Raw genomic sequence first — 23,026 nt, forward strand, 5'->3', positions numbered from 1 at the left:
CCGCACGAGTCATCCTGGCTGGTCCGCGACGTCATAGACGTCGCGGACCAGCCATTTCTCTTCTGTGCGGATGAGGACGACGATCGTCTGATCGGACCCCTGCCCCTCCGCGTCTCCCTCCCCGTCATCCACCCCACTCGTCCGAAGGCGTACCACCGCGACGTCCCCGTACTCGTCCACGAGTTCGGGGCTCGGCTTCACCGGATCCACACTGCCAAGAGCCCCCATGACGTTCTCGGCGTCGCCGGCCACGGCATCCGTGCAGGAGGTATCGCCCTGGGCGCGGCAGTCCGCGATCGCACGCAGGAGAGATGGCACGGCGCCGAGGGGATCCTCCTCGGCGGAGGAGGACTGCGACCTCGAGTCCTCTCCGCCCGCGGGAGCTGCTCTCGGGGGCGGTGTGCTCGCCGACGCTGCATCTCCCCCCGGCGCCGACGACCGCGTCTGAGAGCTGCCATCTGCTGCCCCGTCGGCCTTCCCTGCTTCTTCGCCGTCAGGCCAGAGAAGCCCTCCGGCGAGCACCAGAGCCGCGGCCACCCCCGCCACCAGCACTGATCTCTTCCGCCGGTCTGCTGTCGTCTCAGACTGCCCTGCCCCGCTGTTCCGAGGTCGTGTGCGAGCGGGACGGGTTCGTCGTCTGTCCTCCAGTCGCGCATGGATCGCCTCGACGAACACGCGGAGAGCATCGCGGATCGCGTCCCGTCTGCGGCTCCCCCGATACGGTTCACCGGTGCGGACGCGATCCGCACGCAGACGGAGCGCACCCTGACGGTCCTGGGGAACACCTGGCGCGGTCGCGCGAGCGAGGTCTCGTGCGCGCTCGGGAGCGTGGAGTTCGCGCTCGAGCGGCTGCGGAGCCGCGATGTCGAGCATCGACCGCTCCCACGAATCGATGAGCGTGCGAGGAAGTCGCGGATGGGTGAGAGTCTTCTCCAATCCGTCCTCGACAGCACCCAGCGCGCGCGTGAGTGCTTTGTCGGGAGTCTGCTCCCTCAGGCTCTCGAGGATCTCCATGACTCCTGCTCTGGCGTCAGGACCATCTCCGAGCACGAAGATAGGACGCCCTCCGTCTGTCAGCCACCACGTGCCGGTGCGTGCGCCGCCGGCACCCTCTCCCAACTCGTCGAGACCCCGCAGAAGGCTGACGACGAGCGTGCTGGATTCACCGGGAGTGATGTTCCCTCCCGCCGCGGATCGCCGGCCCAGGAACCCCCGCACCCGCTCCGTGCACCACGGAAGCAACGCATCGTGCCCTCCCCTACGACGACTGACATCGATGGGCGCCGCGATGTGCTCGGCTCCCGCGAACCGCCATCCGTCCCAGCCGCGGAGGATCGCTGCGTCCATCCGCACAGCGACGCCTTCCCCCTGGGTCACCAGCGTGCCCGAGAACGGCCCCTCGGTCGGATCGAGCGTCCTCACCACGCGATGCGCCCCCGGTACGAGTGGCGCTCCCCGGCCGTCGTCGATCGCGATGTCGTTCATCTCCCCATCACAGCGCAGGAGGCGCTTTCGTCACCGGGTTCGGAGGCGACCCGGACGGATTCCGGCTGAGCCCCCGATGTGCAGGAGGAGTGAGAGGCGCCCGCTCCGCTTCGCGCGAACGTCGACATCACGAGGCCGTCGGACTCGGTAGGCTGGTCCTCATGGCAAAGAGTGCTCCTGAACCCGAAAAGCGTCCTGGGTTCTTCTCCCAGATCAAGTCCCTCTTCCGGTTCACACGTGAGGCCTACTCATGGCTTCCGTGGGCGCAGGCCGCGATCCTCATTGGCGGCGTGCTGCTCGGCCTCGTCGCCGGCTATCTCATCCCGCCCTTCCAGATCTGGACGCTCGTCCTCTGGGGCATCACCGGTCTCATGCTCGGCATCCTCGGCGCCCTGTTCCTGATGACGCGCCTGTCGACCTCGGCCATGTACAGCAAGATCGACGGCATGCCCGGCGCCACCGGTCATGTGCTCAGCACCAGCCTGGGTCGCAGCTGGCAGGCGTCCGAGACGCCCGTCGGCATCAACCCGAAGACGCAGGAAGCCGTCTACCGCACCATCGGCCGCGGTGGCATCGTGGTCGTCGGCGAAGGCGCACGCGGTCGGCTGACCCGCCTCGTGAACGAAGAGCGCAGCAAGGCCCAGCGCGTCGCGCACGGCGTTCCCGTCACGGTTCTCTACGTCGGTCACGGCGATGACGAGGTGGCGATCGCCGATCTCTCGAAGACGATCAAGAAGCTCCCGAAGGTGATCGATAAGGCCACGATGGCCGCCGTCATCCGCCGCGTGGACTCCGTGTCGCAGTCGCTGTCGTCGCTGCCGATCCCGAAGGGCATCGACCCGACCAAGGTGCGCTCCCAGCGTCCTCGTTGAGCTCGCGCACACGAGCCTCGAGCGCGGCCGTCCTCCTGTGAGGGCGGCCGCGCTCTGTTTTACTCGGAGAGCGGCTGCCGCGGCAGACGACGGACCTTCGCACGACGGCGACGACGCTCCGGGACCATCGAGCGCATCTCGTCGAGCTTGCCGAAGCAGAACAGGCGGTCATCCGCTTCCAGCACGACGTGCTTGCGCGGGTTGGGGATCACGCTGACACCGCGGTGCAGCGTGAGAACCGTGATGTCCCGTTCCCACAGACCTGCTTCGCCCAGGGTCTTGCCGACCAGGTCGACCGCGCCGTGCACCATGAGTTCGGCGACGCCGTAGCCCGTCGAGACCGTCAGGCGCTGGCGCACGTCGATCTCGGGGAACGCCACCTGACCGGCGATGTAGTCGATGATGGCGCCCGCGACGTCGAGCTTCGTCGCCGTCTCGATGCCCTGCAGCCCTGGAGAGGAGTTGACCTCCATCACCAGCGGACCGTCATCGCCTTCGAGCATGTCGACGCCGGCCACGCGCAGGCCCATGATCTGGGCCGAGCGCACGGCTGCGCGCTCGTAGACGGGGTCGAGCTCGATGGCCTCCACCGAACCGCCGCGGTGCACGTTCGATCGGAACTCGTCTCCGGCCGCCGATCGTCGCATGGCGGCGACGACGCGATCGCCGACGACCAGCGCTCTGATGTCCCGGCCGCGACTCTCGGAGATGAACTTCTGGATGAGCACGTTCTGCTTGGTGGAGTGCAGGGTCTCGATGATCGCCTCGGCGACCTTCACCTGCGGTGCGAGGATGACCCCGATCCCCTGCGTGCCCTCCAGGAGCTTGATGACCACGGGCGCTCCACCCACACGCTCGATCGCAGGGCGCACGTCCGCACGGTTGCGCACGAACGCCGTGGGCGGCATCGCGATGTTGTGGCGGGAGAGGATCTGGTTCGCGCGCAGCTTGTCGCGGGCGCTCGAGATCCCGTTCGCGGTGTTCGGCGTGTAGACGTCCATCTGCTCGAACTGTCGCACGACGGCCGTGCCGAAGTATGTGATCGAGTTGCCGATGCGCGGCAGGATCGCGTCGTAGTCGCTGAGCTGACGACCTCGATAGTGCAGGTCCGGTTCCTCGGCGGTGAGGTCGATCGCGAAGCGCAAAGTATTGAGCACCTTGACGTTGTGCCCGCGCTGAAGCGCGGCTGCACGCAGCCGCTGGGTGGAGTACGCCTGCGGCGCGCGGGAGAGCACTGCGATCTTCACGGGGATTTCCTGCCAGGATGTATCAGGTGAGTAGGTCTACCCATTCAAACACCCTTACGGGGTGGCGAGAGTGGGTGAGCCTGCCCGATCTCGGCGTCGACTGGCTCAAAGCCAAGATCGACACCGGTGCGCGCACCTCGTCGCTGCACGCTTTCGACATCGTCGAGTTCGAACAGGACGAGCAGCCCTGGGTCCGTTTCAAGGTCAAACCGTGGCAGGACAGCCAGGAGGACGCGGTCGTCGTCGAGTTGCCGGTCCACGATCGTCGTGCGGTACGGAGCTCTTCCGGTCATGCCCAGGAGCGACTCGTCGTCGAACTGCTCATCCGTCTCGTGGACCGCGAGGTGCTGGCCGAGGTGACTCTGAGCAATCGCGACGAGATGGGTTTCCGGATGCTCATCGGACGTGAGGCTCTGCGCCGCGGGTACATCGTCGATCCTGCGCGCTCGTTCCTCGGTGGAAGGGCGCCGCGCGAGGCACGCCGGCGCAACCGCGGGCGCGCCTGAATCCGCCCGACCGCGTGGTCAGGTGCGGATCAGAACCGTGCCGACCGCCTTGTCGTGCAGACCGCGCTGATCGGCGTCCCAGATCACGGCCGGCACGACCACCACGAGCAGGAGCGTGCGCACGATCGGACGCCACAGTCCGACCCAGCTGCCGTCCATGCGCGCCAGACGCATGCCGAGGATACGGTGCCCCGGGCTGCCGCCCGCGGTCGGGATGAAGACGATCTGCAGCACCGCGAACACCAGCATCGGAGCGAACTGGCTCAGGCCGGCTTCCGTCGGCAGCGCGAACTGGTTGAATCCGAGGAATCCGGTGGCGATGATCGTCGCCGCCGCGTAGTCGATCAGGAGGGCACCGATGCGGCGTCCGGGGCGGGCGATGCTCCCGGAGCCGGATTCGGGGAGTCCGAGTCGTTCACCGGGGTACGCGTTCACAGCATCCGTCACTCCCCCAGCCTACCCAGCGCGATATGCCGCGCTGACGCCGTCGCGCCTGTAACACGCCCGAAACAAAGCGGATACCGTAGAGAAATCCCCCGTCCGTACTCTGCAGAGTGGCCGTGAAGCCATCGATCCGCATTACAGGAGTCGTACATGTTCAAAGATTCGTCCGAGGTACTGACCTACATCAAGGAGAACGACGTCAAGTTCCTTGACATCCGTTTCACCGATCTCCCGGGTGTTCAGCAGCACTTCAACATTCCTGCATCGACGGTCGACGAGGCTTTCTTCACCGACGGCCAGCTGTTCGACGGCTCCTCGATCCGTGGCTTCGCCAGCATCCACGAGTCCGACATGCAGCTCATCCCCGACGTCACGACGGCGTACGTCGACCCGTTCCGCGAGGCGAGCACGCTCGTCATGCTGTTCGACATCTACAACCCGCGCACGGGCGAGATCTACTCGAAGGACCCGCGTCAGGTCGCCAAGAAGGCCGAGAAGTACCTGACCTCGACCGGGATCGCCGACACCGCGTTCTTCGCCCCCGAGGCGGAGTTCTACATCTTCGACGACGTCCGCTACAACGTCACCTCGAACTCGAGCTTCTACAGCGTCGACTCGGAAGAGGGCGCGTGGAACACCGGCCGCGAGGAAGAGGGCGGAAACCTCGCCAACAAGACGCCGTACAAGGGCGGCTACTTCCCGGTCAGCCCGGTCGACAAGACCGCCGACCTGCGCGACGACATCACCCTCAAGCTGATCGACGCCGGGTTCATCCTCGAGCGCTCGCACCACGAGGTCGGCACCGGCGGCCAGCAGGAGATCAACTACCGCTTCGACACCATGGTCCACGCGGCGGACGACATCCTCAAGTTCAAGTACATCGTCAAGAACACCGCCGAGGAGTGGGGCAAGGTCGCGACCTTCATGCCCAAGCCCCTCTACGGCGACAACGGCTCGGGCATGCACACCCACCAGTCGCTGTGGAGCGACGGCAAGCCGCTGTTCTACGATGAGGCCGGCTACGGACAGCTCAGCGACATCGCGCGCTGGTACATCGGCGGCATCCTGGCGCACGCGCCCGCGCTGCTCGCCTTCACCAACCCGACGCTGAACAGCTACCACCGTCTGGTCAAGGGCTTCGAGGCTCCGGTCAACCTGGTCTACTCGGCCGGAAACCGCTCCGCCGCGATCCGCATCCCGATCACGGGCTCGAACCCGAAGGCCAAGCGCATCGAGTTCCGTGCGCCCGACGCGTCCGGCAACCCGTACCTCGCCTTCGCCGCACAGCTCATGGCCGGCCTCGACGGCATCAAGAACCGCATCGAGCCGCACGAGCCGGTCGACAAGGACCTCTACGAGCTTCCCCCCGAGGAGGCCAAGGACATCCCGCAGGTTCCGAACTCCCTGCTCGACTCGCTCGACGCTCTGGCGGCCGACCACCAGTTCCTCCTCGAGGGCGGCGTGTTCACCAAGGAGCTCATCGAGACCTGGATCTCCTACAAGTACGAGAACGAGATCCTGCCGATGGCGCAGCGTCCGCACCCGTTCGAGTACGAGCTGTACTTCGGCGTCTGACGACCAGAACATCGCGAAGAGCCCGTCTCAGCTTCCGCTGGGCGGGCTCTTCCGCATTGTCGTGCGATGTCGGATCGACGCTCGAGTGACGTCGCGAACACCGGAGGTCGCCACACCGCGTCATCGGCTTGACCGCGCGGCGTCCCGGGTGGTCAACTGGTGAGTCTGACCATCGACCGGGGGAATCATGCGCCGTAGAAGAGTGACCGCGAACACCGAGCTGCGCACCCCGGCCGACCCCCGGCCCTCGCAGCCCTCGAATGCGGTCGCCGCATACGCCAGGACCAACCCGTTCATGTTCGGGCTGCTGGGTGCCCTCGGCGTGCTGGTGGCGCTGGGTATCGGAAGCGTCGTCGGTCAGCTCGCGACCGTGCTCGTCTACATCGGCGTCGCGGTGTTCCTCGCGCTCGGCCTCGATCCGATCGTCACCTTCATCGAGAAGAAGCTCCCCCGCCCCGCCGCCGTCACGATCGTGGTGGCCGGGGTCATCCTCGCTTTCGCCGGCATCATCCTCGCCATCGTCCCGATCCTCGTCGAGCAGATCAGCAATCTGATCAAGGACGGCCCGCGGATGATCGAGGACTTCATGGCCAGCGCCTGGTTCAAGGACGTCAGCGGTCAGTTCGGCTCCACGATCGACGATGCCGTGCAGGGCGTCCTCAGCTTCGTGAAGGACCCGAACAACTTCCTCGACATCGGCGGCGGCGTGTTCGCGGTGGGTGCGGGCATCGCCGGCGGCTTCACCGGGATCACGATCGTCCTGATCCTGACGCTCTACTTCATGGCGTCGCTGCGCAGCATGAAGCATGTCGCCGCCCGCTTCGTCCCGGCCTACCAGCGCGACACCTTCAGCAGCCTCCTCGAAGACGTCTCCGGCGCCGTCGGTCGCTACGTCATCGGTCAGGTGAGCCTCGCGCTCGTCAACGGAATCCTGAGTCTCATCTTCCTCAGCATCATCGGCGCCCCGGTGCCGGCCCTGCTCGCGCTCATCGCGTTCATCGGCTCGATGATCCCGTTGGTCGGAACGCTGACCGCGTCGATCATCAACTCGCTGATCTGCCTCTTCGTCTCACCGCTGACGGCGCTGATCGCGATCATCTACTACCTCATCTACATGCAGATCGAGGCCTACGTGCTCTCGCCGCGCATCATGAGCAAGGCCGTCGCCGTGCCCGGCGCCCTCGTGGTGATCGCCGCGGTCGCCGGTGCCGCGCTGGGCGGCATCCTGGGCGCCCTCGTCGCGATCCCCGTCGCCGCGAGCATCATCATCATCATTCAGAAGGTGACCTTCCCCGCGCAGGATCGGAAGATCGTCCCGCCGCCCGTCACCCGCTGAGAGGACGGCGCCGGGACGGCGAGCTCGATGATCCTCAGCGGACCAGCAGCGCACCAGGCTCGACGCGCACGTCGAACGCGGTGACCTCGCCCATCTCCTCGCCATCGATCTCGAACACGAGCGGCGTCTTCAGCTCGACCGAGATGGTCTCGACGGGCAGATGACGAGCGGACTCGGTGCTGACAGCCTCATCCGTGGCGCCGAAGAGTCGGCGGATACCGTTGTCCCACACGAACGAGCGCAGCGTGTCGAGCCACTGCAGCGCGCCATCGGCGCTGATCATGAGCACGTCGAGCTTGCCGTCGTCGAGAACCGCGTCCGGGAGCAGACGGATGCCGCCCTGCACCATGCCGCAGTTGCCGATGAGCATGGTGTGCCCTCGCACGGCGACAGCCTTCTCGCCGTCGATCCCCAGGGTGATGTCGGTCATCTCGGTGCCGGCCAGTGCACGGCCCATCGCCTCGACGTAGGCCAGCCACCCGGCCTTGGACTTGAGGTCGTCGTCGGTCTCCACCAGCATCTGCGCATCGACGCCGAAGCCGACCATCACGGCGAACGCGTGCTCGGTGCCGTCGTACGAGACCCAGCCCAGGTCGATGCGTCGAGGCTCGGCGTCGCGAACACGCTCCAGCGCGGCCTTCACGTTGTTCAGCGGGACCTCGAGGTTGCGCGCGAGGAGGTTGCCCGTCCCCTGCGGCACGATCCCGAGAGCAGTCTCCGATCCCGCCAACGACTCGGCCACAGCCCGCACGGTGCCGTCTCCACCGACCGCGATCACGATGTCGCGGCCTTCCTCGCGGGCCTCGCGAGCCATACCGCGGCCCGGGTCCTCCGGGGTAGTCTCCCACCAGCGGATGTCGTACTGATCATCGAACACACCGCTCACCGCGGTCTGCAGAACCTCCTGCTCGACCTTCGAAGGGTTCCAGACGATGCCGATTCGCGCGTGGGTCATATCGTCAGCTTGGGACACCTCGTCCGATACCGCAAACTGAGGCTGCTCGATCAGCCGTAGAAGAGCTGCTCGAACGTCTTGCGTGCACGCCGCGTCACACCGAGGTAGTCCTCTTCGAGCTCGGTCGCCGAGCGGTCGGGATACCCGAGCAGTCTCCCGATCGCGTCGAGCTGCCTGCGGTCCGCGGGCAGCACATCGCTGGTCTGACCGGTCAGCAGGGTGATCGCCGACCGGAGACGGCTGGAGAGCAGCCAGGCCTCACGAAGACGTGCGGCATCCTCCTCGGTCACGAAGTCCGCTGCCACCGCGGCCTCGAGCGCACCGAGGGTCGACGTCGTGCGCAGTCCGGGGACGGCGTGCGCGTGCTGCAGCTGCAACAGCTGGACGAGCCACTCCACGTCACTGAGCGAACCGGGCCCGAGCTTCAGGTGACGCCGGGGATCTGCGCCCTGCGGCAACCGCTCCCCCTCGACCCTCGCCTTGATGCGCTTGATCTCGCGTGTGCCCTGCAGATCGACCGACTCCGGGTAGCGGATCGTGTCGGCCAGTGCCATGAACCGCGCGATCAGCTTGGCGCTCCCCGCCACGCCGCGGGCCCGGAGCAGCGCCTGGGCCTCCCACGAGAGCGACCAGCGCCGGTAGTACTCCGTGTATGCCTCGATGGACCGCACGACCGGGCCGTTGCGCCCCTCGGGGCGCAGGTCGGCATCGAGGTCCAGCGGCAGGCGGTGGTCGGTGAGATGCTCGCGCAGCCCCGCCACGATCTGCGTCGCGAGTTTCTGCGCGCGCTGCGGATCGACGCCGTTCGCGTCGTAGACGTAGAGGATGTCGGCGTCGGAGCCGAAGCCCAGCTCGGCGCCGCCGAAGCGTCCCATCGCGATGACCGCGAAATCCAGCGCCTCATCATCCGGTGGAACGACCTCACGGATCACCGCACGCAGGGCCGCCTGGATCGTCGCCTCGGTGATCTCGGTGAGCGCCGTGGCGACCTCCTCGATCGTGAGGACGTCGAGGACAGCGCCCATCGCCGTGCGCAGCAGCTCCCGCCTGCGCAGCGCCCTGACGGCGCGCAGGGCGTCGCCGATCGTCTCGTGGCGCGTCTGGATCGCGCGTGCCTCCTCGTCCAGCGCAGCGGCACCACGAGGCCGCAGGCGTCCCGTGCTGTCCAACCAGGCCACAGATTCCGGGATCCACTCCAGGAGCTCGCCGATGTAGCGCGAGGAGGACAGCAGCCGGGTGAGGCTCTCAGCCGCGCCGGAGGAGTCGCGCAGCATCCGCAGGAACCAGGGGGTGTCCCCGAGACGCTCGCTGATGCGGCGGAAGGCGAGAAGCGCATAATCCGGATCGCTGCCGTCTGCGAACCACCGCACCATGATGGGCATCAGGTGGCGCTGGATCGTCGCCTTGCGACTGAGCCCGCTCGTGAGGGCGCCGATGTGGCGCAGGGCTCCCGCCGGATCACGGAACCCGATCGCCGCCAGGCGGTCGTGTGCCTGGGCGGCGGAGAGCGTGCGCTCCTCCTCAGGCAGGCCTGCGACGGCGCTCAGCAGCGGACGGTAGAACAGGCGGGTGTGGATCTCACGCACCTCGCGTCGCACGCTCTCCCAGCGCGCCCACACCCGCTCACCGCTCTCGGCGAGTCCGGTGCCCCTCGCCAGGGTCCGCAGGCCGGCGGGAGTGCGCGGCATCAGATGCGTCCGGCTGAGCTCGCGCAGCTGGAGACGATGCTCCATGAGCCGGAGCAGCCGATAGTCGTCGGCGAACGCGGCGGCGTCGACCCGCCCGATGTAGCCGCCCTCGACGAGCGCGTCGAGGCTCTCGAGCGTGCCACGGGTGCGCAGCGACTCATCGGTGAGGCCGTGCACGAGCTGCAGCAGTTGCACGGTGAACTCGATGTCGCGCAGGCCGCCGGCGCCGAGTTTGAGCTGGTACGGGGCGTCCTCGGGATCGATGTGCTCCATCACGCGCTCGCGCATGCGCTGCACGCTCTCGACGAAGTCCTGTCGGGCGGCGCTGGACCAGATCTTCGGCTGCACCGCGGCGATGTACTCGGCGCCGAGCTCGGCGTCGCCGGCGAGCGGGCGTGCCTTGAGCAGGGCCTGGAACTCCCAGCTCTTCGCCCAGCGGTCGTAGTAGGCCAGATGCGACGCGAGCGAGCGGACCAGAGCACCCTGCTTGCCCTCGGGACGCAGCGCGGCATCCACCTCCCACAGCGGGGGCTCCACCTCGATCGCATCGAGGTTGCGCATCGTCTCGCGCGCGAGACGGGTCGCGATGTCGATGGCGCGTGCCTCCGTGACGACCTCTTCATCACTGCTGCCGCCGACGAAGATCACGTCGACATCGCTGACGTAGTTCAGCTCCCGCGCTCCGGCCTTTCCCATGCCGATGACGGCGAGGCGCGTCGCCGCCACTTCGCCAGGGCCCATCGAGTCCCGCAACCGGGTCCTGGCGACCGCGAGCGATGCTTCGAGCGCGGCACCGGCGATGTCCGCCAGCGCCGCCGACACCGGTGCGATGATCGTCTCCGGTGCAGGATGCGACAGGTCGTAGGCGGCGATGGCTGCGAGATTGCGCCGATATGCGACTCTGATCGCGACGACGGCTTCGTCTCCGGACAACTGCGCGAAACCGTCGTGCGCACCCACCGAAGCCAGCAGACGCTCGCGCAGTTCGTCGGACGACGGCAGAGCAGTGAGGGGGCCTTCCAGGACGGTCAGCTGGTCCGGATGACGGAGGAAGAAGTCGGCGAGCCCTTCGGACGCACCGAACACCCGCCAGACCCGTCGACGCGTCTCCTCGTCGACGAGAAGTCTCCGCAGCGGCGCCTCGTCACGGCGCGCCACCCTGAGCAGCCCGCGCACGGCGGCATCGGGATCCGCCGCATCCGCCGCTTCGAGCAGCACGGTGCGCGGCTGGTCGAGGATGGTCGCCAGCTCCGACAGGGACGCTGCCGCCTCACTCAGCTCGGCGAAGCCGAGTCTGGCCAGCGCGGAGAGCGAGACGGAATCGTCCGGACGGGCCATGCGCCCCCCTCAGAGAAGCTCGAGGTTGTTCTTCAGCTCGAGCGGGGTGACCTGACCGCGGTAGGCCTCCCACTCCTTGCGCTTGTTGAGCAGCACGTAGTTGAACACCTGCTCCCCGAGCGTCTCGGCGACGAGTTCGGACGCCTCCATGTACTCGAGGGCGTGGTCGAGGCTCGCCGGCAGCGCCGAATAGCCCAGGGCCCGTCGCTCCGCGTCGCTGAGCGCCCAGACGTTGTCCTCGGCCTCCGGCGGCAGCTCGTATCCCTCTTCGATGCCCTTGAGCCCGGCGGCCAGCATGAGCGCGTACGCCAGGTAGGGGTTCGCGGCCGAGTCCAACGCGCGGTACTCCACGCGCGACGACTGCCCCTTGTTGGGCTTGTACATCGGCACGCGCACGAGCGCGGAACGGTTGTTGTGGCCCCAGGTGATGAAGCTCGGCGCCTCGTCGCCGCCCCACAGGCGCTTGTAGGAGTTCACGAACTGGTTCGTAACGGCGGAGATCTCGTTCGCGTGCTTGAGCAGGCCCGCGATGAAGTGCCGCCCCGTCTTGGAGAGCTGGTACTTCGCGCCCTCCTCGTAGAACGCGTTCTGATCGCCCTCGAAGAGCGACATGTGCGTGTGCATGCCGCTGCCGGGCTGACCGCTGAGCGGCTTCGGCATGAACGTCGCGTAGACGCCCTGCTCGATCGCCACCTCCTTGATCACCGTGCGGAACGTCATGACGTTGTCGGCTGTGGTCAGCGCATCGGCGTAGCGCAGGTCGATCTCGTTCTGACCGGGGCCGCCCTCGTGATGGCTGAACTCGACGGAGATGCCGAGATCTTCCAGCATGCGCACGGAGCGACGGCGGAAGTCGTGCGCCGTGCCGCCGGGAACGTTGTCGAAGTAGCCGGCGGAGTCGACGGGCACGGGGCCGTCGGGTCCGAACGAGGACGACTTCAGGAGATAGAACTCGATCTCCGGATGCGTGTAGAAGGTGAATCCGGCGTCTGCGGCCTTCGCGAGCGTGCGCTTGAGCACGTGACGTGGGTCGGCGACGGCCGGCTGGCCGTCGGGGGTTGTCAGGTCGCAGAACATGCGCGCGGTCGGGTCGATCTCACCGCGCCAGGGCAGCGTCTGGAACGTCGTCGGATCGGGCTGGGCGAGCAGGTCGGATTCGTAGGTGCGTGTCAGCCCCTCGATCGCCGAACCGTCGAATCCGATGCCTTCCGCGAAAGCCCCCTCGACCTCGGCGGGCGCGATGGCCACCGACTTGAGAGTGCCGATCACGTCCGTGAACCACAACCGCACGAACTTGACGCCGCGCTCCTCGATGGTCCGGAGGACGAAGTCCCTCTGCTTGTCCATGGCTACTCTGCGCCCTGGCCCTTTGCGTCGCCCTTGGCGTCCCAGCCCTGCTCGACGGCCTCTTCCTCGGCCCAGGAACGCGCGCGCTCCTTGACGACCTCGGGAGCACGGCGGGCTTCGGCCTCCGTGTCGAACGGACCGATGCGGTCGATGGCGGGCGAGATCATGCCGAACTCGATCTCGCCAGTCGCGGAGTTGTACCAGTACTTGTGGTCGCCGTCAGACATGTCTGCCCCTTCTTCACGTGATGTCATCGATTTCTTCACGTGATGTCATCGATCCTACTGGCGCGCACCGTGGTCGCTAAGCTATCGCCCATGGCAAAAGCGATCGGCGTCGACATCGGCGGCACGGGAATCAAAGCAGGAATCGTCGACCTCGAGCACGGCGTCATGGCATCCGACCGGGTGCGGGTCCCCACTCCCGAGGGCGCATCGCCGCAGGACGTGCTCAACGCCGTGCAGACCGTTCTGAAGACGCTCGACGTGCACGAGTCGACGCTGCCGCTCGGAGTCGCCTTCCCGGCGATCGTCAAGCGCGGCAAGACGCTCTCGGCCGCGAACGTGTCCAAGGAGTGGATCGACTTCGACGCCGAACGATTCTTCCGCGACGGCCTCGGCCGCAACATCGTGTTCGTGAACGACGCCGACGCCGCGGGTGTCGCCGAAGCCCGCCACGGAGCGGCCAGGGATGTGCGCGGCTTCACGCTCCTCACGACCCTCGGCACCGGCATCGGATCCGCATTCCTCTACGACGGGGTGCTGCTGCCGAACACCGAGCTCGGTCACCTCAACTTCCGCGAGTTCGAGTCGGTCGAGACGTACGCCGCGACGTCGGCACGCGAGCGGGAGAACCTCAGCTGGGCGGAGTGGGCCGAGCGCCTGCAGGCGTTCTACTCGCACATCGAGTTCCTGTTCAGCCCCGACCTGTTCGTGGTCGGCGGTGGCGTCTCGAAGAACGCCGGAGACTTCCTTCCGCTTCTCGACCTCAAGACGCCGATCGTCCCGGCGATCCACCGCAACAACTCGGGCATCATCGGCGCCGCATCCCTCGCCGGCGACTGATCCACGCACGTCCCTGACGCCGAATACCCCGATGACTGCCGTAGTCATCGGGGTCTTCGCGTGTTCGCGAAGGTGCGGGCCGGAGCCTCCTCCCCCGCTCAATCGATCGGAGGTTCCCGTCGAACGCGGGTCCTCATGGCCAGACCCACTCCGGCGGCGGCGAGCACGCCGGCGGCGAAGAGCAACGCGGGGCCGCTTCCGAGCCGGTGCGCCGCGGCACCGACCACCGCGCCTCCCGCGAGGGATCCCCACAGCAGGAGAGGGCGGCGCCAGGCGGATCCGGAACGCCCGGTGAGCAGCGCCGCGACCGCGAGACCCAGACTGACCAACGTGCCGGTCGCGTACGTGATGGCGACCCGCGCACGTCCGTCCGAGAGGTACAGGGTGTTCAGCGCCCCCATGGCGAAGGCCAGCATCCAGAACCGAGCAGGGCTCGTCGGTACCACCGCAGCGAGGACGGCGCTCAGAGCGACGGCGGACGCGGATGCCGCCACCGCCCAGGCGCGCCGTCGCCCGTTCCCGCCGATCATCGCGCCGACGGCGACGCCCAGGACGAAAGCCACCACCAGCGTCAAGGGCAGAAGCGACGACGCCAATCCCTGCTCGAGGATGTCCACACCGGCCTGGGTCGAATTGCCGCTCATGAAGGAGACGAAGAAGCCGCCGGTGTCGATGAACCCGATCGCATCCACATACCCCGCGACGCCGCTGAGCACCAATGACAAGGCCAGACCCCGTCGTGTGACATCTCTCATGGCGTAGGCCTCATGGACGTGCCTTTCTGGGTGACTACTCCGAGCCTAGGCGGTGCGGTCCGCCGCGCCCCGGCACGCCCTCCCTGAGAACAGCGCTCTGGGCGCGCTGCCGGGAGTCGGGCGGAAGGAGACCTGATCAGATCTTCTTTATGCGAATGGGCCGACCTGTACGCCGGGTTCTGTTCCGGGGTTCTTCGCCCCTTCGACGGCCATCTCTCTCGGCGACACGTTGCCGTGGCACTCTAGCGGTCTACCCGAGGACTCGGCGAGCCGCGTCAACATCCTCTGTCTGACCTTGCTCCGGACGAGGTTTACCTGGCGGGCCATGTCACCATGGCCCCCGGTGGTCTCTTACACCACCCTTTCACCCTTACCCCTTGCGGGGCGGTCTACTCTCTGTGGCACTTTCTCGCGGATTGCTCCGGGTGGGCGTTACCCACCGTCCTGCCCTGAGGAGCCCGGACGTTCCTCGGTGCGGTTGCCCGCAACGCGGCCGTCCAGTCGACCCATTCGCGTCTCCAGTCTACGTTCTCGGAGACCCGCGGCCTGCGGCTACTTCTGCGCAGACTCCGCGATGCGCAGATCGAGGGGCACGTCGATCGGGAACGAGCCGAACAGTCGCGTCGTCGCCGTGGCCGCCGCCTCGCGCACGGCCTCGGCCGCCGCCTCCGCATGTTCGAGCGGCACGTGCAGGATCACCTCGTCGTGCAGGAAGAACGCCAGGTGCGGGGAGCGTGCGAACGGACCGGAGGCCGCAGCCTCGGCGAAGACCTCGGGGATCTGCTGCAGGCGGTGACGGATCTCGGCCAGCCAGATCAGCGACCACTCCGCAGCCGTGCCCTGAACGACGAAGTTCCGTGTGAACCGCCCCCAGTCGCGCGCCCTGCGCCGAGCGAGGGCCACCACCGCGGGATCGGCATCCGCATCGGTCGCCTCGGATTGCAGTCGCATCCACTCCACGGATGGGCGGGGTGATGATCGACCGAGCCAGGTCGACACGATGCCGCCGTCCTCCCCCGTTCGTGCCGCTGCGTCGACGAGTCCCATGGCGCGCGGGTACACCTTGCGCAGCCGCGGGACCAGTCGGCCGCTGTCGCCCGTCGTGGCACCGTACATCGCACCGAGGACCGCATACTTCGCCTCCTCGCGAGTGGCGACCGCCCCGGAAGCGACGACGCCCGCATAGAGGTCGCTCCCCCTGGCCGCACGAGCCATCGCCTCGTCGGCTGCCATCGCGGCGAGCATCCGCGGCTCGAGCTGCGCGACATCGGCCACGACCAGCGTCCACCCGGGGTCGGCACGCACCGCAGGGCGCAGGCTCCGCGGAAGCTGGAGCGCTCCCCCACCGGCGGAGGCCCATCGCCCGGTGACGACACCTCCGGGGATGTACACGGGGCGGAACCGGCCGTCATGCACCCATTCCGCCAGCCACGCCCACCCGTTGGCGCTGAGCAGCCGGGAGAGCTTCTTGTACGCCAGCAGCGGTTCGACGACCGGGTGGTCGTGCTCGGCGAGCTCCCACCGGCTCGTGGACTCGACCTGCACCCCGACGCGGTGCAGCGCCCTGAGCAGCTTCTGCTGACTGTCCAGGTGCAGCGAAGCATCGCCGAGGAGCTCGCGCACACGATCTCCGAGTTCGAGCATGCGACTCGGCACGCCGCCGGCTACCGGGCGGGTGCCCAGGCTGTCGGTGAGGATCGCGTCGTGCACGCCCTCGTCCCACGGCAATCCTGCGGCCCGCATCTCTTCCGCGATGAGTCCGCCCGCCGACTCCGCTGCGCACAGGAGCGTGAGACGTCCATCCGGCGCCGCGGCGATCACGCGGCGCTGCGCCCGGTACTGATCCAGAGTCGCGGCGATCGCATCCTGACCGCCCACCTCATCGAACACATCGAAGAGGGACGGTGCCGCCACGGTCGGTTCCCGCCGTTCCCAATCCTGAGAGGCCGGGAGTGGCGTCGGCACCGAGGAGGTGTCGCGGAGGATCGCATGACACAGCACCAGGTCGTGACTGCGAGTGATCCGCACTCCGGCTCCAAGGAGGAGCGCGTAGGTTTCGGCGGCGGTCCGCATGATCCATCGCGGGGCGTCTGATGCCTCGGCGGTGCGGACCCAGTCCGGGAGGTCATCGGTACGCAGCGACGTGCGATCCTGCTCCTCGTCGTTCCCGTCGAGCTCGACGGCGACGTACTCGTGAGCGCCGACGGAGATGAGCGCGATGCGTCGTTCGACGCCCGACGCCGGCGCTGTCATCGCCGGCGAGCGGAGGCACCGCTCATGCGAGCCCTGACTCCTCGGTACGCACGAGGATGCACCCGCACTCGGGGCAGGAGACCACGAGGTCGTCCGCCGCGCGGCGGATGTCGTTCAGATCGGTGCTGGGAAGCAGGATGCGGCAGCCTTCGCAGGTGCCACGGGTGAGCAGCGCGGCACCCGCACTGTTCACGGCGCGACGGGCGTACTCCGCCAAGAGCTCGGGCGACACTCCCTCGGCGACGGCCGCACGATCGCGGGAGAGCTGCGCACCCAGGTCTGTGGCGGCAGCGACATCGGCCTTCGCCTGTGCGGTGAGCGTCGAGCCCTCGGCTGTCGTCGCGTCCAGAAGCGCCTGCTGCGCGGCGAGGGCGGCTTCTGCCTCTTCCAGTCGACCCATGACGTCGAGTTCGGCGTCTTCAAGGTCGCTCTGACGCCGGGCAAGGCTCGCGAGTTCGTGCTCGAGCGCCTGCGCGTCCTTCGAGTTCGTCGACGCGGCGAGGCGCTCCGCATCGCGATTCCGACGCGCCTCGACGACGGCGACGTCGGACTCCAGACGCTTCAGCTCGGTGCGCACGTCGTCACGGGTGCCGGCGAGAGCGGTCAGCTCGCGCAGCTGCTCCTGACGGATGGCGACGAGCTCGGTGATCCGCCCCGCCTGGCTCGGCTTCGTTCGGGCACGCTCGGCCTGCGCGATGCGCCGGTCGAGGTCGGCGATGTCGAGCAGGGTGCGCTGGTTCTCGGGGCTGGCGTTCACGCTTCCAAATCTAGTCGCTGTCGCGACATCCGCCCATCAACCCACGTCGCCGTCGACGTAGTACCAGTGCCGGTCCTCGCGCACGAAGCGGCTGCGCTCATGGAGCGAGCCCCTCGCAGCGCCCTGCCGCCAGAACGCCTCGAACTCCACCACGCCCTCGCGGTCGAAGGGGCCTCCGGCCGCGCGATCGATCACCAGCAGCCGTCGCCACTCGAGGTCCGGCTCGAAATCGATCGTCTCCGGCCTCGTGGTCGAGTGCCAGGTGCGCAGGAGGTGCCCGGCGTCCTGGAGGCCGAACGCGGTGTAACGCGAGCGCATCAGGCGCTCCGCCGTCGGCGCGGGCGCACCTTCGAGCAACGGCCCGCAGCAGCCGCCGAACACGTCCCCGGAAGCACACGGGCAGCGATCCTGGTCCTCGATCACGGTGTCATCCGACGCCATCTCCGCCTCCGTCGTCATCCCCTCAGCGTACGCTCGGGGAAAGGCCAAGAAGGAGCACCGTGACCACTCAGCCCGTCGTCCCCTCGTTCACCGCCCACAACGGGTTCGCCCTTCCGGCCATCGGCCTCGGCACCTACGGACTCCTCGGAGATGCCGGGGCAGACGCAGTCGCCGGAGGCATCGGCGCGGGTTACCGTCTCGTCGACACGGCGTTCAACTACGAGAACGAGGGTTCGGTCGGCCGTGGCGTCGCGGCCGCCGATGTGCCGCGCTCCGAGGTCATCGTCACCACGAAGCTCCCCGGTCGCCATCACCCGTCGGCGAAGGCACGCACCAGTATCGAGGAGAGCCGTTCGCGCCTCGGACTCGATGTGACGGATCTGCACCTGATCCACTGGCCGAATCCCCGCCAGGACGAGTACGTCCAGGCGTGGGCCGCGCTCGTGGACGCCCAGTCCCGCGGCGTGGTCCGACAGATCGGCGTCTCCAACTTCCTTCCGGAGCACCTGGAGCGCCTCGAGCAGGAGACCGGGGTGCGACCCGTCGTCAATCAGATCGAGGTGCATCCGTACTTCCCGCAGGAGGAGCAGCTCACGTATCACCGGGAACACGGCATCCTCACCGAAGCGTGGAGCCCGTTGGGGCGGGCGAGGGAGCTCTTCGACGAGGCCGTGATCCACGAGATCGCTGCGGCCCGCGAGATCACGACCGCCCAGACCGTGCTCGCCTGGCACGTCGCCCGCGGTACGGTGTCGATCCCGAAGGCGTCGTCGCTCGCGCACCAGGTGGCGAACCTCGCGGCGGCGCAGATCGTTCTCGACGATGCCGAGGTGGCGGCGATCACCGCGCTCGGACGTCCGGACGGACGCCTGTTCGACGCCGACCCGAGGACTCACGAGGAGTCGTGACGCAGACCCGCCTCAGAGACCCTGCGTCACCCGCCTGCTCACGGCCGCAATGATGCGGCGGCTGCCGTGAGCGCGTCAGCGGACTGACGCAGCAGCGCCAGCTCACCCTCCGAGAATGAGGTGTTCCGGATCGGCACGGCACCCTTCGCGCTCACGATCGACGGCACCGAGAGCGCCACACCGTCCAGCCCGTGGAAGTCGCGCAGCACGGTGCTGACGGGCATCACGGCATGCTCGTCGCTCAGGATCGCTTCGACGATGCGTGCACTCGACAGTCCGATTGCGTAGTTGGTCGCCCCTTTGCCGAGGATGACCTTGTACGCGGCGTCGCGCACGTCGACGGCGATCTCCTGCAGTTCGTCGAGGGTGAAGCGAGGGTGGCCGGGCGTCTCCCACTCCAGGATCGGCACGGTGCCGATCGTCGCACGAGACCAGAGGGGGAACTCGGTGTCGCCGTGCTCTCCGATGATGTGCGCGTGGACGCTGGCGGTGGAGACACCGGCTCGCTGGGCGAGCTTCCACCGCAGCCGCGAGGTGTCGAGCACCGTTCCGGAGGCGAAGATCCGCTCGGGAGGAAGCCCGGTCTCCTCCTGCGCGATGACCGTGAGCACATCGCACGGGTTCGTGACGATCACATAGATCGCGTTCGGGGCGACCTCGAGCAGGTCGGGCATCATGCTGCGGATGATGCCCGCGTTGACCTCGGCGAGCTCGATGCGGGTCTGACCGGGCTTCTGCTTCGCGCCCGCGGTGATCACCACGACGTGCGAGCCGGCGGCGACCGAGATGTCGCTGCCGCCGATGATGTCGCTGGAGCCCGTGAACTGCGTGCCGTGGGCGAGGTCGAGCACCTCTGCCTCGACCTTCTCGGTGGCGATGTCGTACAGCGCGACATGACGGGCGGAACCCCGGATCAGTGCCGCGTAGGCGACACTCGACCCGACGCTTCCTGCGCCGACGACCGTGAGCTTCGAGTTCTCGATGATCTCCATGCGCTCAGTCTCGCAGTGGTGAACCCCGATCAGCGAGCGATCTCGCCGGATCAATGTGGTCCACAGAGAAGGTCACAGAGCGGCGGCGACCGCCTCCGTCGCGGTCGCGTGCGTGAACCGGAACCCCGAGCGCTCCAGCACCAGCGGCTGCACGTCGGCATCGGGAAGCAGCAGCGAATCGGCCGCGTCGCCGAGGGCGAAACGCAACGCCCACGCCGGCGCCGGCACCCAGAACGGCCTGTGCATCCGAGCGGCCAGGGCTCGGCCGATGTCGTTCGCAGACGCCGGTGTCGGTCCCGTGAGGTTGACCGGGCCCGCGATCTTCTTGTCCAGGATGTGGCGGATCGCCCGTACCTCATCGTCGAGCGAGATCCAGGGCCAGATCTGCGTCCCGCGCCCGAGCGGCCCGGAGACGCCGAAACGGGTCAGCTGGATGAGCGGCTTGAGCACTCCGCGCCGGTGGATGACCGGAGCCGTGCGGAGCAGCGCGACCCGGGTGTGGTCTTCGGCCTGACGCGCCTCGGCCTCCCAACGCACGGTCAGATCGGCCAAGAAGGTCTGCCCCGCAGCGGAGTCCTCGGTGAGGACCTCGCCGGGCGCAGAGCCGTAGTAGCCGACGGCCGATGCCGAGATGAGGGCCGGAGCGTCGGAGCGCAGTGCACGAAGCGCGGTGGTCAGGGTACGCGTCGCTCCCAGGCGCGAGTCGATGAGCTCCTGACGGTAGCCACGCGTCCACGGGAGTCGTCCGACGCTGGCACCGCCGAGCGCGACGACCGCATCTGCTCCCGCCAGCACCTCCGGATCGAGCGCGCTCTCCCCCGGCTCCCACTGCGCCTCGTCCTCCGACCGCGGCGGGCGGCGGACGAGGGAGGTGACCTCGATGCCGTCGGTGCGCAGGGATGAAGCGAGGGCGGAGCCTATGAGGCCCGATGCCCCGCTGATGACGATGCGTCGTGCCATGTGTGAGAGCTCCCGTTTCCGATCGCCGAGTCGTGTCGTGCGTTACAGCGTACGCGTCGGCGTGGACAGGCGCCGCCGGACAGGAGAATCGCTGCATGCTCCCGCGCAGCCCACCGGTGAGAGGGAAGGAGGAAGCCCCGTGCGGGCGTCGAGGTCTGCGAACAGACGGCCACCAGGTTCTGCAGGATGAGGGTGTGGGCCCTGCCGGGATCGAACCGACGACATCCACGGTGGAGTCACAGCGGTTGGCACCCATCACCGACATCTTCACAGCGCGTGCATCATGAGCGACGTGCTATTCGACATGGATCCGCCAGCGCTCGTCTACCGCCGTCCGAACACGATACCGATGCACAAGATGCGCTGCCGAGAATGCCATCGGGCAAAGTCGATCAACGGCGGCGGGGCGAATCAAGAGGTCGAGTACGCGATCTGCCATGACTGCTTCACCGCGGCCGGCCGCACGGGTGAGCTTGCCCGCCGTGGCGGCGTCAGCGGACGCGAACTCGTCTACGGCGATACACCGTAGACGCCGACGGCTCGCGTGAACGACGCGCTCAGCGAATCGCCGCGATTCCTGGGCGCGTCGGTCGTCGCGGCCCATTCCCGTGAATCCATACGGTCAGATCACAGGCTCAGAGGGGGCCTCTACCGAGGGAGTAATCATGCAGTTCCAAGACACCACCGCGCTTGAGATGTTCGTCGACTACCAGCGAGCGCAGAACCTCGCAGTGACGACCATCCGCAACCGGCGGAGCATCCTCACCACCTTCGCACGGAAGACCGGCACGCTGGTCGATTGCGACGTGTTCACCCTTCGCCGCTACATCGGCCGCGCCGAGGACGTGAGCCCCGGCACCCGCCGCACCGAGCGCGGAGCACTGATCGCCTTCTACACGTTCCTCCACGACGAGGGGCTCCGCGCCGACAACCCCTCGACCAAGCTCCCCGTCGTGCGCGTGCCGAAGGGCAAGCCCCGCCCGTTCACCCGCGAGCAGATCGACGCGATGCTGAACTCGGGTGCCTACTCCCGCACTCGCGCGATGATCCTCGTCGGCTACTACCAGGGGTTCCGCGTGTCCTCGATCGCGCGCGTGCACGGCCACGATATCGACCTCGCCAGCATGACCATCGGCACCGTCGTGAAGGGCAGCAAGGCCGTGAGGCTCCCGCTGCACGAGGTCGTCGCCGAGCTGTCCCTGACGATGCCGGCAGATGGCTACTGGTTCCCGGCCCGCGACGGATCGGGCGGACATGTGCGGTCGACATCGGTCACCGACCTCATCACGAAGGCGAAGGTCCGCGCCGGGATCACCGATCCGAAGCTCACCCCGCACTCGCTCCGCCACGCCTTCGGAACTGACCTCGTCGAGCAGGGTGTCGATATCCGCGTCGTGCAGGAACTGCTCGTACACGAGAACCTCTCGACGACGCAGATCTACACCGGAGTGAGCGAGAGTCGTAAGTCGGCCGGCATCGCAACGCTGGAGACTCGCTCAGTTCCCGAGCGCTCTGGGAGGGGTGCCGCTAGGATCGCGGCATGAAGCGTATCGGCGCGGTTGCCACCCTCGGTCTTGTTCTGCTGCTCGCGGCGTGCTCGAATTCCAGCGCTCCGCCAGTCGAAACGATCACGCCTTCGGCGGACTCATCACCTGAGACCACCCCCACGCCCGAAGCCGAGCGAGGCTCGCGCGACAATCCACTATCGGTCGGGGAACAGCGCAAGCTCACCGAAGACTCAATGTGGTCGGTCGGCGCGGCCGCTGCATCGCAGGTGGGCGCCGGGTACATCGCCCTGCCGATCCACGTCAAGCTCGATTGGGACGCCGCGAAAGCTCAAGGTATGCCCGAAGGTGAAGGGGTCGACCCGAACATAGCTCTTTGGATCGAGTATGTGTCTGCAAGCGGCCGCAGCTTCAGCACCGACGACGTCGGCATACTCGATGTTCCAGATCCGCTCTACCAAGTCGGCACCGTATACCCGCCACTCGCGGAGCTTTCCGCTAACTACATCGTGACTCTTCCAGACGCCGAGATCGCCGGCGGCGTCTGGAAGGTAGCCAATTCGAAGGGCGACGCCGTCTTCATCGCCGCGCAGTAGTG

The 23,026-nt window shown here is 67.7% G+C and carries 22 protein-coding genes and 1 other RNA gene; 9 read left to right on the forward strand and 14 right to left on the reverse strand.

Translation table 11 applies throughout. From position 1 onward, the window contains the following. Positions 1–9 precede the first annotated feature (9 nt). Positions 10–1,485: a hypothetical protein gene (locus F6W70_RS08950; protein WP_151486420.1), complete on the reverse strand. Its 1,476-nt coding sequence runs from the start codon at positions 1,483–1,485 to the stop codon at positions 10–12. Positions 1,486–1,646: 161 nt separating this feature from the next. Between F6W70_RS08950 and F6W70_RS08955 the strand changes: the two genes are divergently transcribed. After that, positions 1,647–2,357: a DUF4191 domain-containing protein gene (locus F6W70_RS08955; RefSeq protein ID WP_055867876.1), complete on the forward strand. Its 711-nt coding sequence runs from the start codon at positions 1,647–1,649 to the stop codon at positions 2,355–2,357. A gap of 59 nt (positions 2,358–2,416) precedes the next feature. On the opposite strand, the gene F6W70_RS08960 is transcribed toward F6W70_RS08955, so the two are convergent. Then, positions 2,417–3,604, reverse strand: a complete 1,188-nt coding sequence (locus tag F6W70_RS08960; protein ID WP_017830470.1) for a RimK family alpha-L-glutamate ligase — start codon at positions 3,602–3,604, stop codon at positions 2,417–2,419. 17 nt (positions 3,605–3,621) lie between these two features. Between F6W70_RS08960 and F6W70_RS08965 the strand changes: the two genes are divergently transcribed. Further along, complete coding sequence (locus F6W70_RS08965; RefSeq protein WP_036323483.1) at positions 3,622–4,110, forward strand: ATP-dependent zinc protease family protein; 489 nt, start codon at positions 3,622–3,624, stop codon at positions 4,108–4,110. Positions 4,111–4,128: 18 nt separating this feature from the next. Here the strand turns inward: F6W70_RS08965 and F6W70_RS08970 are convergent, their stop codons facing one another. After that, on the reverse strand, positions 4,129–4,557 hold the full coding sequence (locus F6W70_RS08970) for an RDD family protein (RefSeq protein WP_031206091.1): 429 nt from the start codon (positions 4,555–4,557) through the stop codon (positions 4,129–4,131). A gap of 147 nt (positions 4,558–4,704) precedes the next feature. Here F6W70_RS08970 and glnA (F6W70_RS08975) point away from each other — a divergent pair, with 147 nt between their 5' ends. Further along, positions 4,705–6,129 (forward strand): type I glutamate--ammonia ligase, encoded by a 1,425-nt coding sequence (glnA, locus tag F6W70_RS08975; protein WP_017830467.1) that lies wholly within the window; start codon positions 4,705–4,707, stop codon positions 6,127–6,129. A 202-nt stretch (positions 6,130–6,331) separates the two neighbouring features. Next, positions 6,332–7,465: an AI-2E family transporter gene (locus F6W70_RS08980; protein WP_235562500.1), complete on the forward strand. Its 1,134-nt coding sequence runs from the start codon at positions 6,332–6,334 to the stop codon at positions 7,463–7,465. Positions 7,466–7,499: 34 nt separating this feature from the next. Here the strand turns inward: F6W70_RS08980 and F6W70_RS08985 are convergent, their stop codons facing one another. Genes F6W70_RS08985 through F6W70_RS09000 form a run of 4 tightly spaced genes read right to left on the reverse strand, consistent with a single transcriptional unit; the run spans position 7,500 to position 13,020 of the window. After that, a complete protein-coding gene (locus F6W70_RS08985) occupies positions 7,500–8,420 on the reverse strand; it encodes a diacylglycerol/lipid kinase family protein (RefSeq protein WP_055867871.1) in 921 nt (306 codons plus the stop codon). A gap of 50 nt (positions 8,421–8,470) precedes the next feature. Next, positions 8,471–11,446, reverse strand: a complete 2,976-nt coding sequence (locus F6W70_RS08990; RefSeq protein WP_151486421.1) for a bifunctional [glutamine synthetase] adenylyltransferase/[glutamine synthetase]-adenylyl-L-tyrosine phosphorylase — start codon at positions 11,444–11,446, stop codon at positions 8,471–8,473. Between the two features lie 9 nt (positions 11,447–11,455). Next, entirely contained in the window at positions 11,456–12,793 is a 1,338-nt protein-coding gene (gene glnA, locus F6W70_RS08995; protein ID WP_017830463.1) for a type I glutamate--ammonia ligase, read from the reverse strand. A gap of 2 nt (positions 12,794–12,795) precedes the next feature. Further along, positions 12,796–13,020, reverse strand: coding sequence for a hypothetical protein (locus F6W70_RS09000; protein ID WP_017830462.1), 225 nt, complete (start codon positions 13,018–13,020; stop codon positions 12,796–12,798). A 90-nt stretch (positions 13,021–13,110) separates the two neighbouring features. Here F6W70_RS09000 and ppgK point away from each other — a divergent pair, with 90 nt between their 5' ends. Then, positions 13,111–13,857, forward strand: coding sequence for a polyphosphate--glucose phosphotransferase (gene ppgK, locus F6W70_RS09005; RefSeq protein WP_055867859.1), 747 nt, complete (start codon positions 13,111–13,113; stop codon positions 13,855–13,857). Between the two features lie 98 nt (positions 13,858–13,955). Here the strand turns inward: ppgK and F6W70_RS09010 are convergent, their stop codons facing one another. The 5 genes from F6W70_RS09010 to F6W70_RS09030 all read right to left on the reverse strand — a co-directional run bounded on the left by F6W70_RS09010 (position 13,956) and on the right by F6W70_RS09030 (position 18,081). Further along, complete coding sequence (locus tag F6W70_RS09010) at positions 13,956–14,612, reverse strand: YoaK family protein (RefSeq protein ID WP_318278845.1); 657 nt, start codon at positions 14,610–14,612, stop codon at positions 13,956–13,958. A gap of 152 nt (positions 14,613–14,764) precedes the next feature. Continuing rightward, positions 14,765–15,121: RNase P RNA component class A (gene rnpB / locus F6W70_RS09015), an RNA gene on the reverse strand. A gap of 43 nt (positions 15,122–15,164) precedes the next feature. Further along, positions 15,165–16,865, reverse strand: a complete 1,701-nt coding sequence (locus F6W70_RS09020; RefSeq protein WP_151486422.1) for a bifunctional 3'-5' exonuclease/DNA polymerase — start codon at positions 16,863–16,865, stop codon at positions 15,165–15,167. Positions 16,866–16,887: 22 nt separating this feature from the next. Then, positions 16,888–17,622: a zinc ribbon domain-containing protein gene (locus tag F6W70_RS09025; protein ID WP_151486423.1), complete on the reverse strand. Its 735-nt coding sequence runs from the start codon at positions 17,620–17,622 to the stop codon at positions 16,888–16,890. Between the two features lie 36 nt (positions 17,623–17,658). Further along, positions 17,659–18,081: a YchJ family protein gene (locus F6W70_RS09030; RefSeq protein ID WP_151486424.1), complete on the reverse strand. Its 423-nt coding sequence runs from the start codon at positions 18,079–18,081 to the stop codon at positions 17,659–17,661. Positions 18,082–18,122: 41 nt separating this feature from the next. Here F6W70_RS09030 and F6W70_RS09035 point away from each other — a divergent pair, with 41 nt between their 5' ends. Continuing rightward, entirely contained in the window at positions 18,123–18,971 is an 849-nt protein-coding gene (locus F6W70_RS09035; RefSeq protein ID WP_151486425.1) for an aldo/keto reductase, read from the forward strand. Positions 18,972–19,009: 38 nt separating this feature from the next. Here F6W70_RS09035 and F6W70_RS09040 read toward each other — a convergent pair whose 3' ends face one another. Next, a complete protein-coding gene (locus F6W70_RS09040; protein WP_017830455.1) occupies positions 19,010–19,963 on the reverse strand; it encodes an L-lactate dehydrogenase in 954 nt (317 codons plus the stop codon). Positions 19,964–20,035: 72 nt separating this feature from the next. Further along, on the reverse strand, positions 20,036–20,923 hold the full coding sequence (locus F6W70_RS09045) for a TIGR01777 family oxidoreductase (protein ID WP_151486426.1): 888 nt from the start codon (positions 20,921–20,923) through the stop codon (positions 20,036–20,038). A gap of 283 nt (positions 20,924–21,206) precedes the next feature. Between F6W70_RS09045 and F6W70_RS09050 the strand changes: the two genes are divergently transcribed. The 3 genes from F6W70_RS09050 (at position 21,207) to F6W70_RS09060 (ending at position 23,024) form a co-directional block, all read left to right on the forward strand. Then, a complete protein-coding gene (locus F6W70_RS09050; protein ID WP_151486427.1) occupies positions 21,207–21,452 on the forward strand; it encodes a hypothetical protein in 246 nt (81 codons plus the stop codon). 136 nt (positions 21,453–21,588) lie between these two features. After that, positions 21,589–22,467: a tyrosine-type recombinase/integrase gene (locus F6W70_RS09055; protein ID WP_151486428.1), complete on the forward strand. Its 879-nt coding sequence runs from the start codon at positions 21,589–21,591 to the stop codon at positions 22,465–22,467. Next, positions 22,464–23,024, forward strand: coding sequence for a hypothetical protein (locus F6W70_RS09060; RefSeq protein ID WP_151486429.1), 561 nt, complete (start codon positions 22,464–22,466; stop codon positions 23,022–23,024). The genes F6W70_RS09055 and F6W70_RS09060 overlap by 4 nt, the downstream gene beginning before the upstream one ends. The last annotated feature ends 2 nt before the right edge of the window (positions 23,025–23,026 follow it).

This window comes from Microbacterium maritypicum (assembly GCF_008868125.1).
GTDB classification, from domain to species: Bacteria; Actinomycetota; Actinomycetes; order Actinomycetales; family Microbacteriaceae; genus Microbacterium; species Microbacterium maritypicum.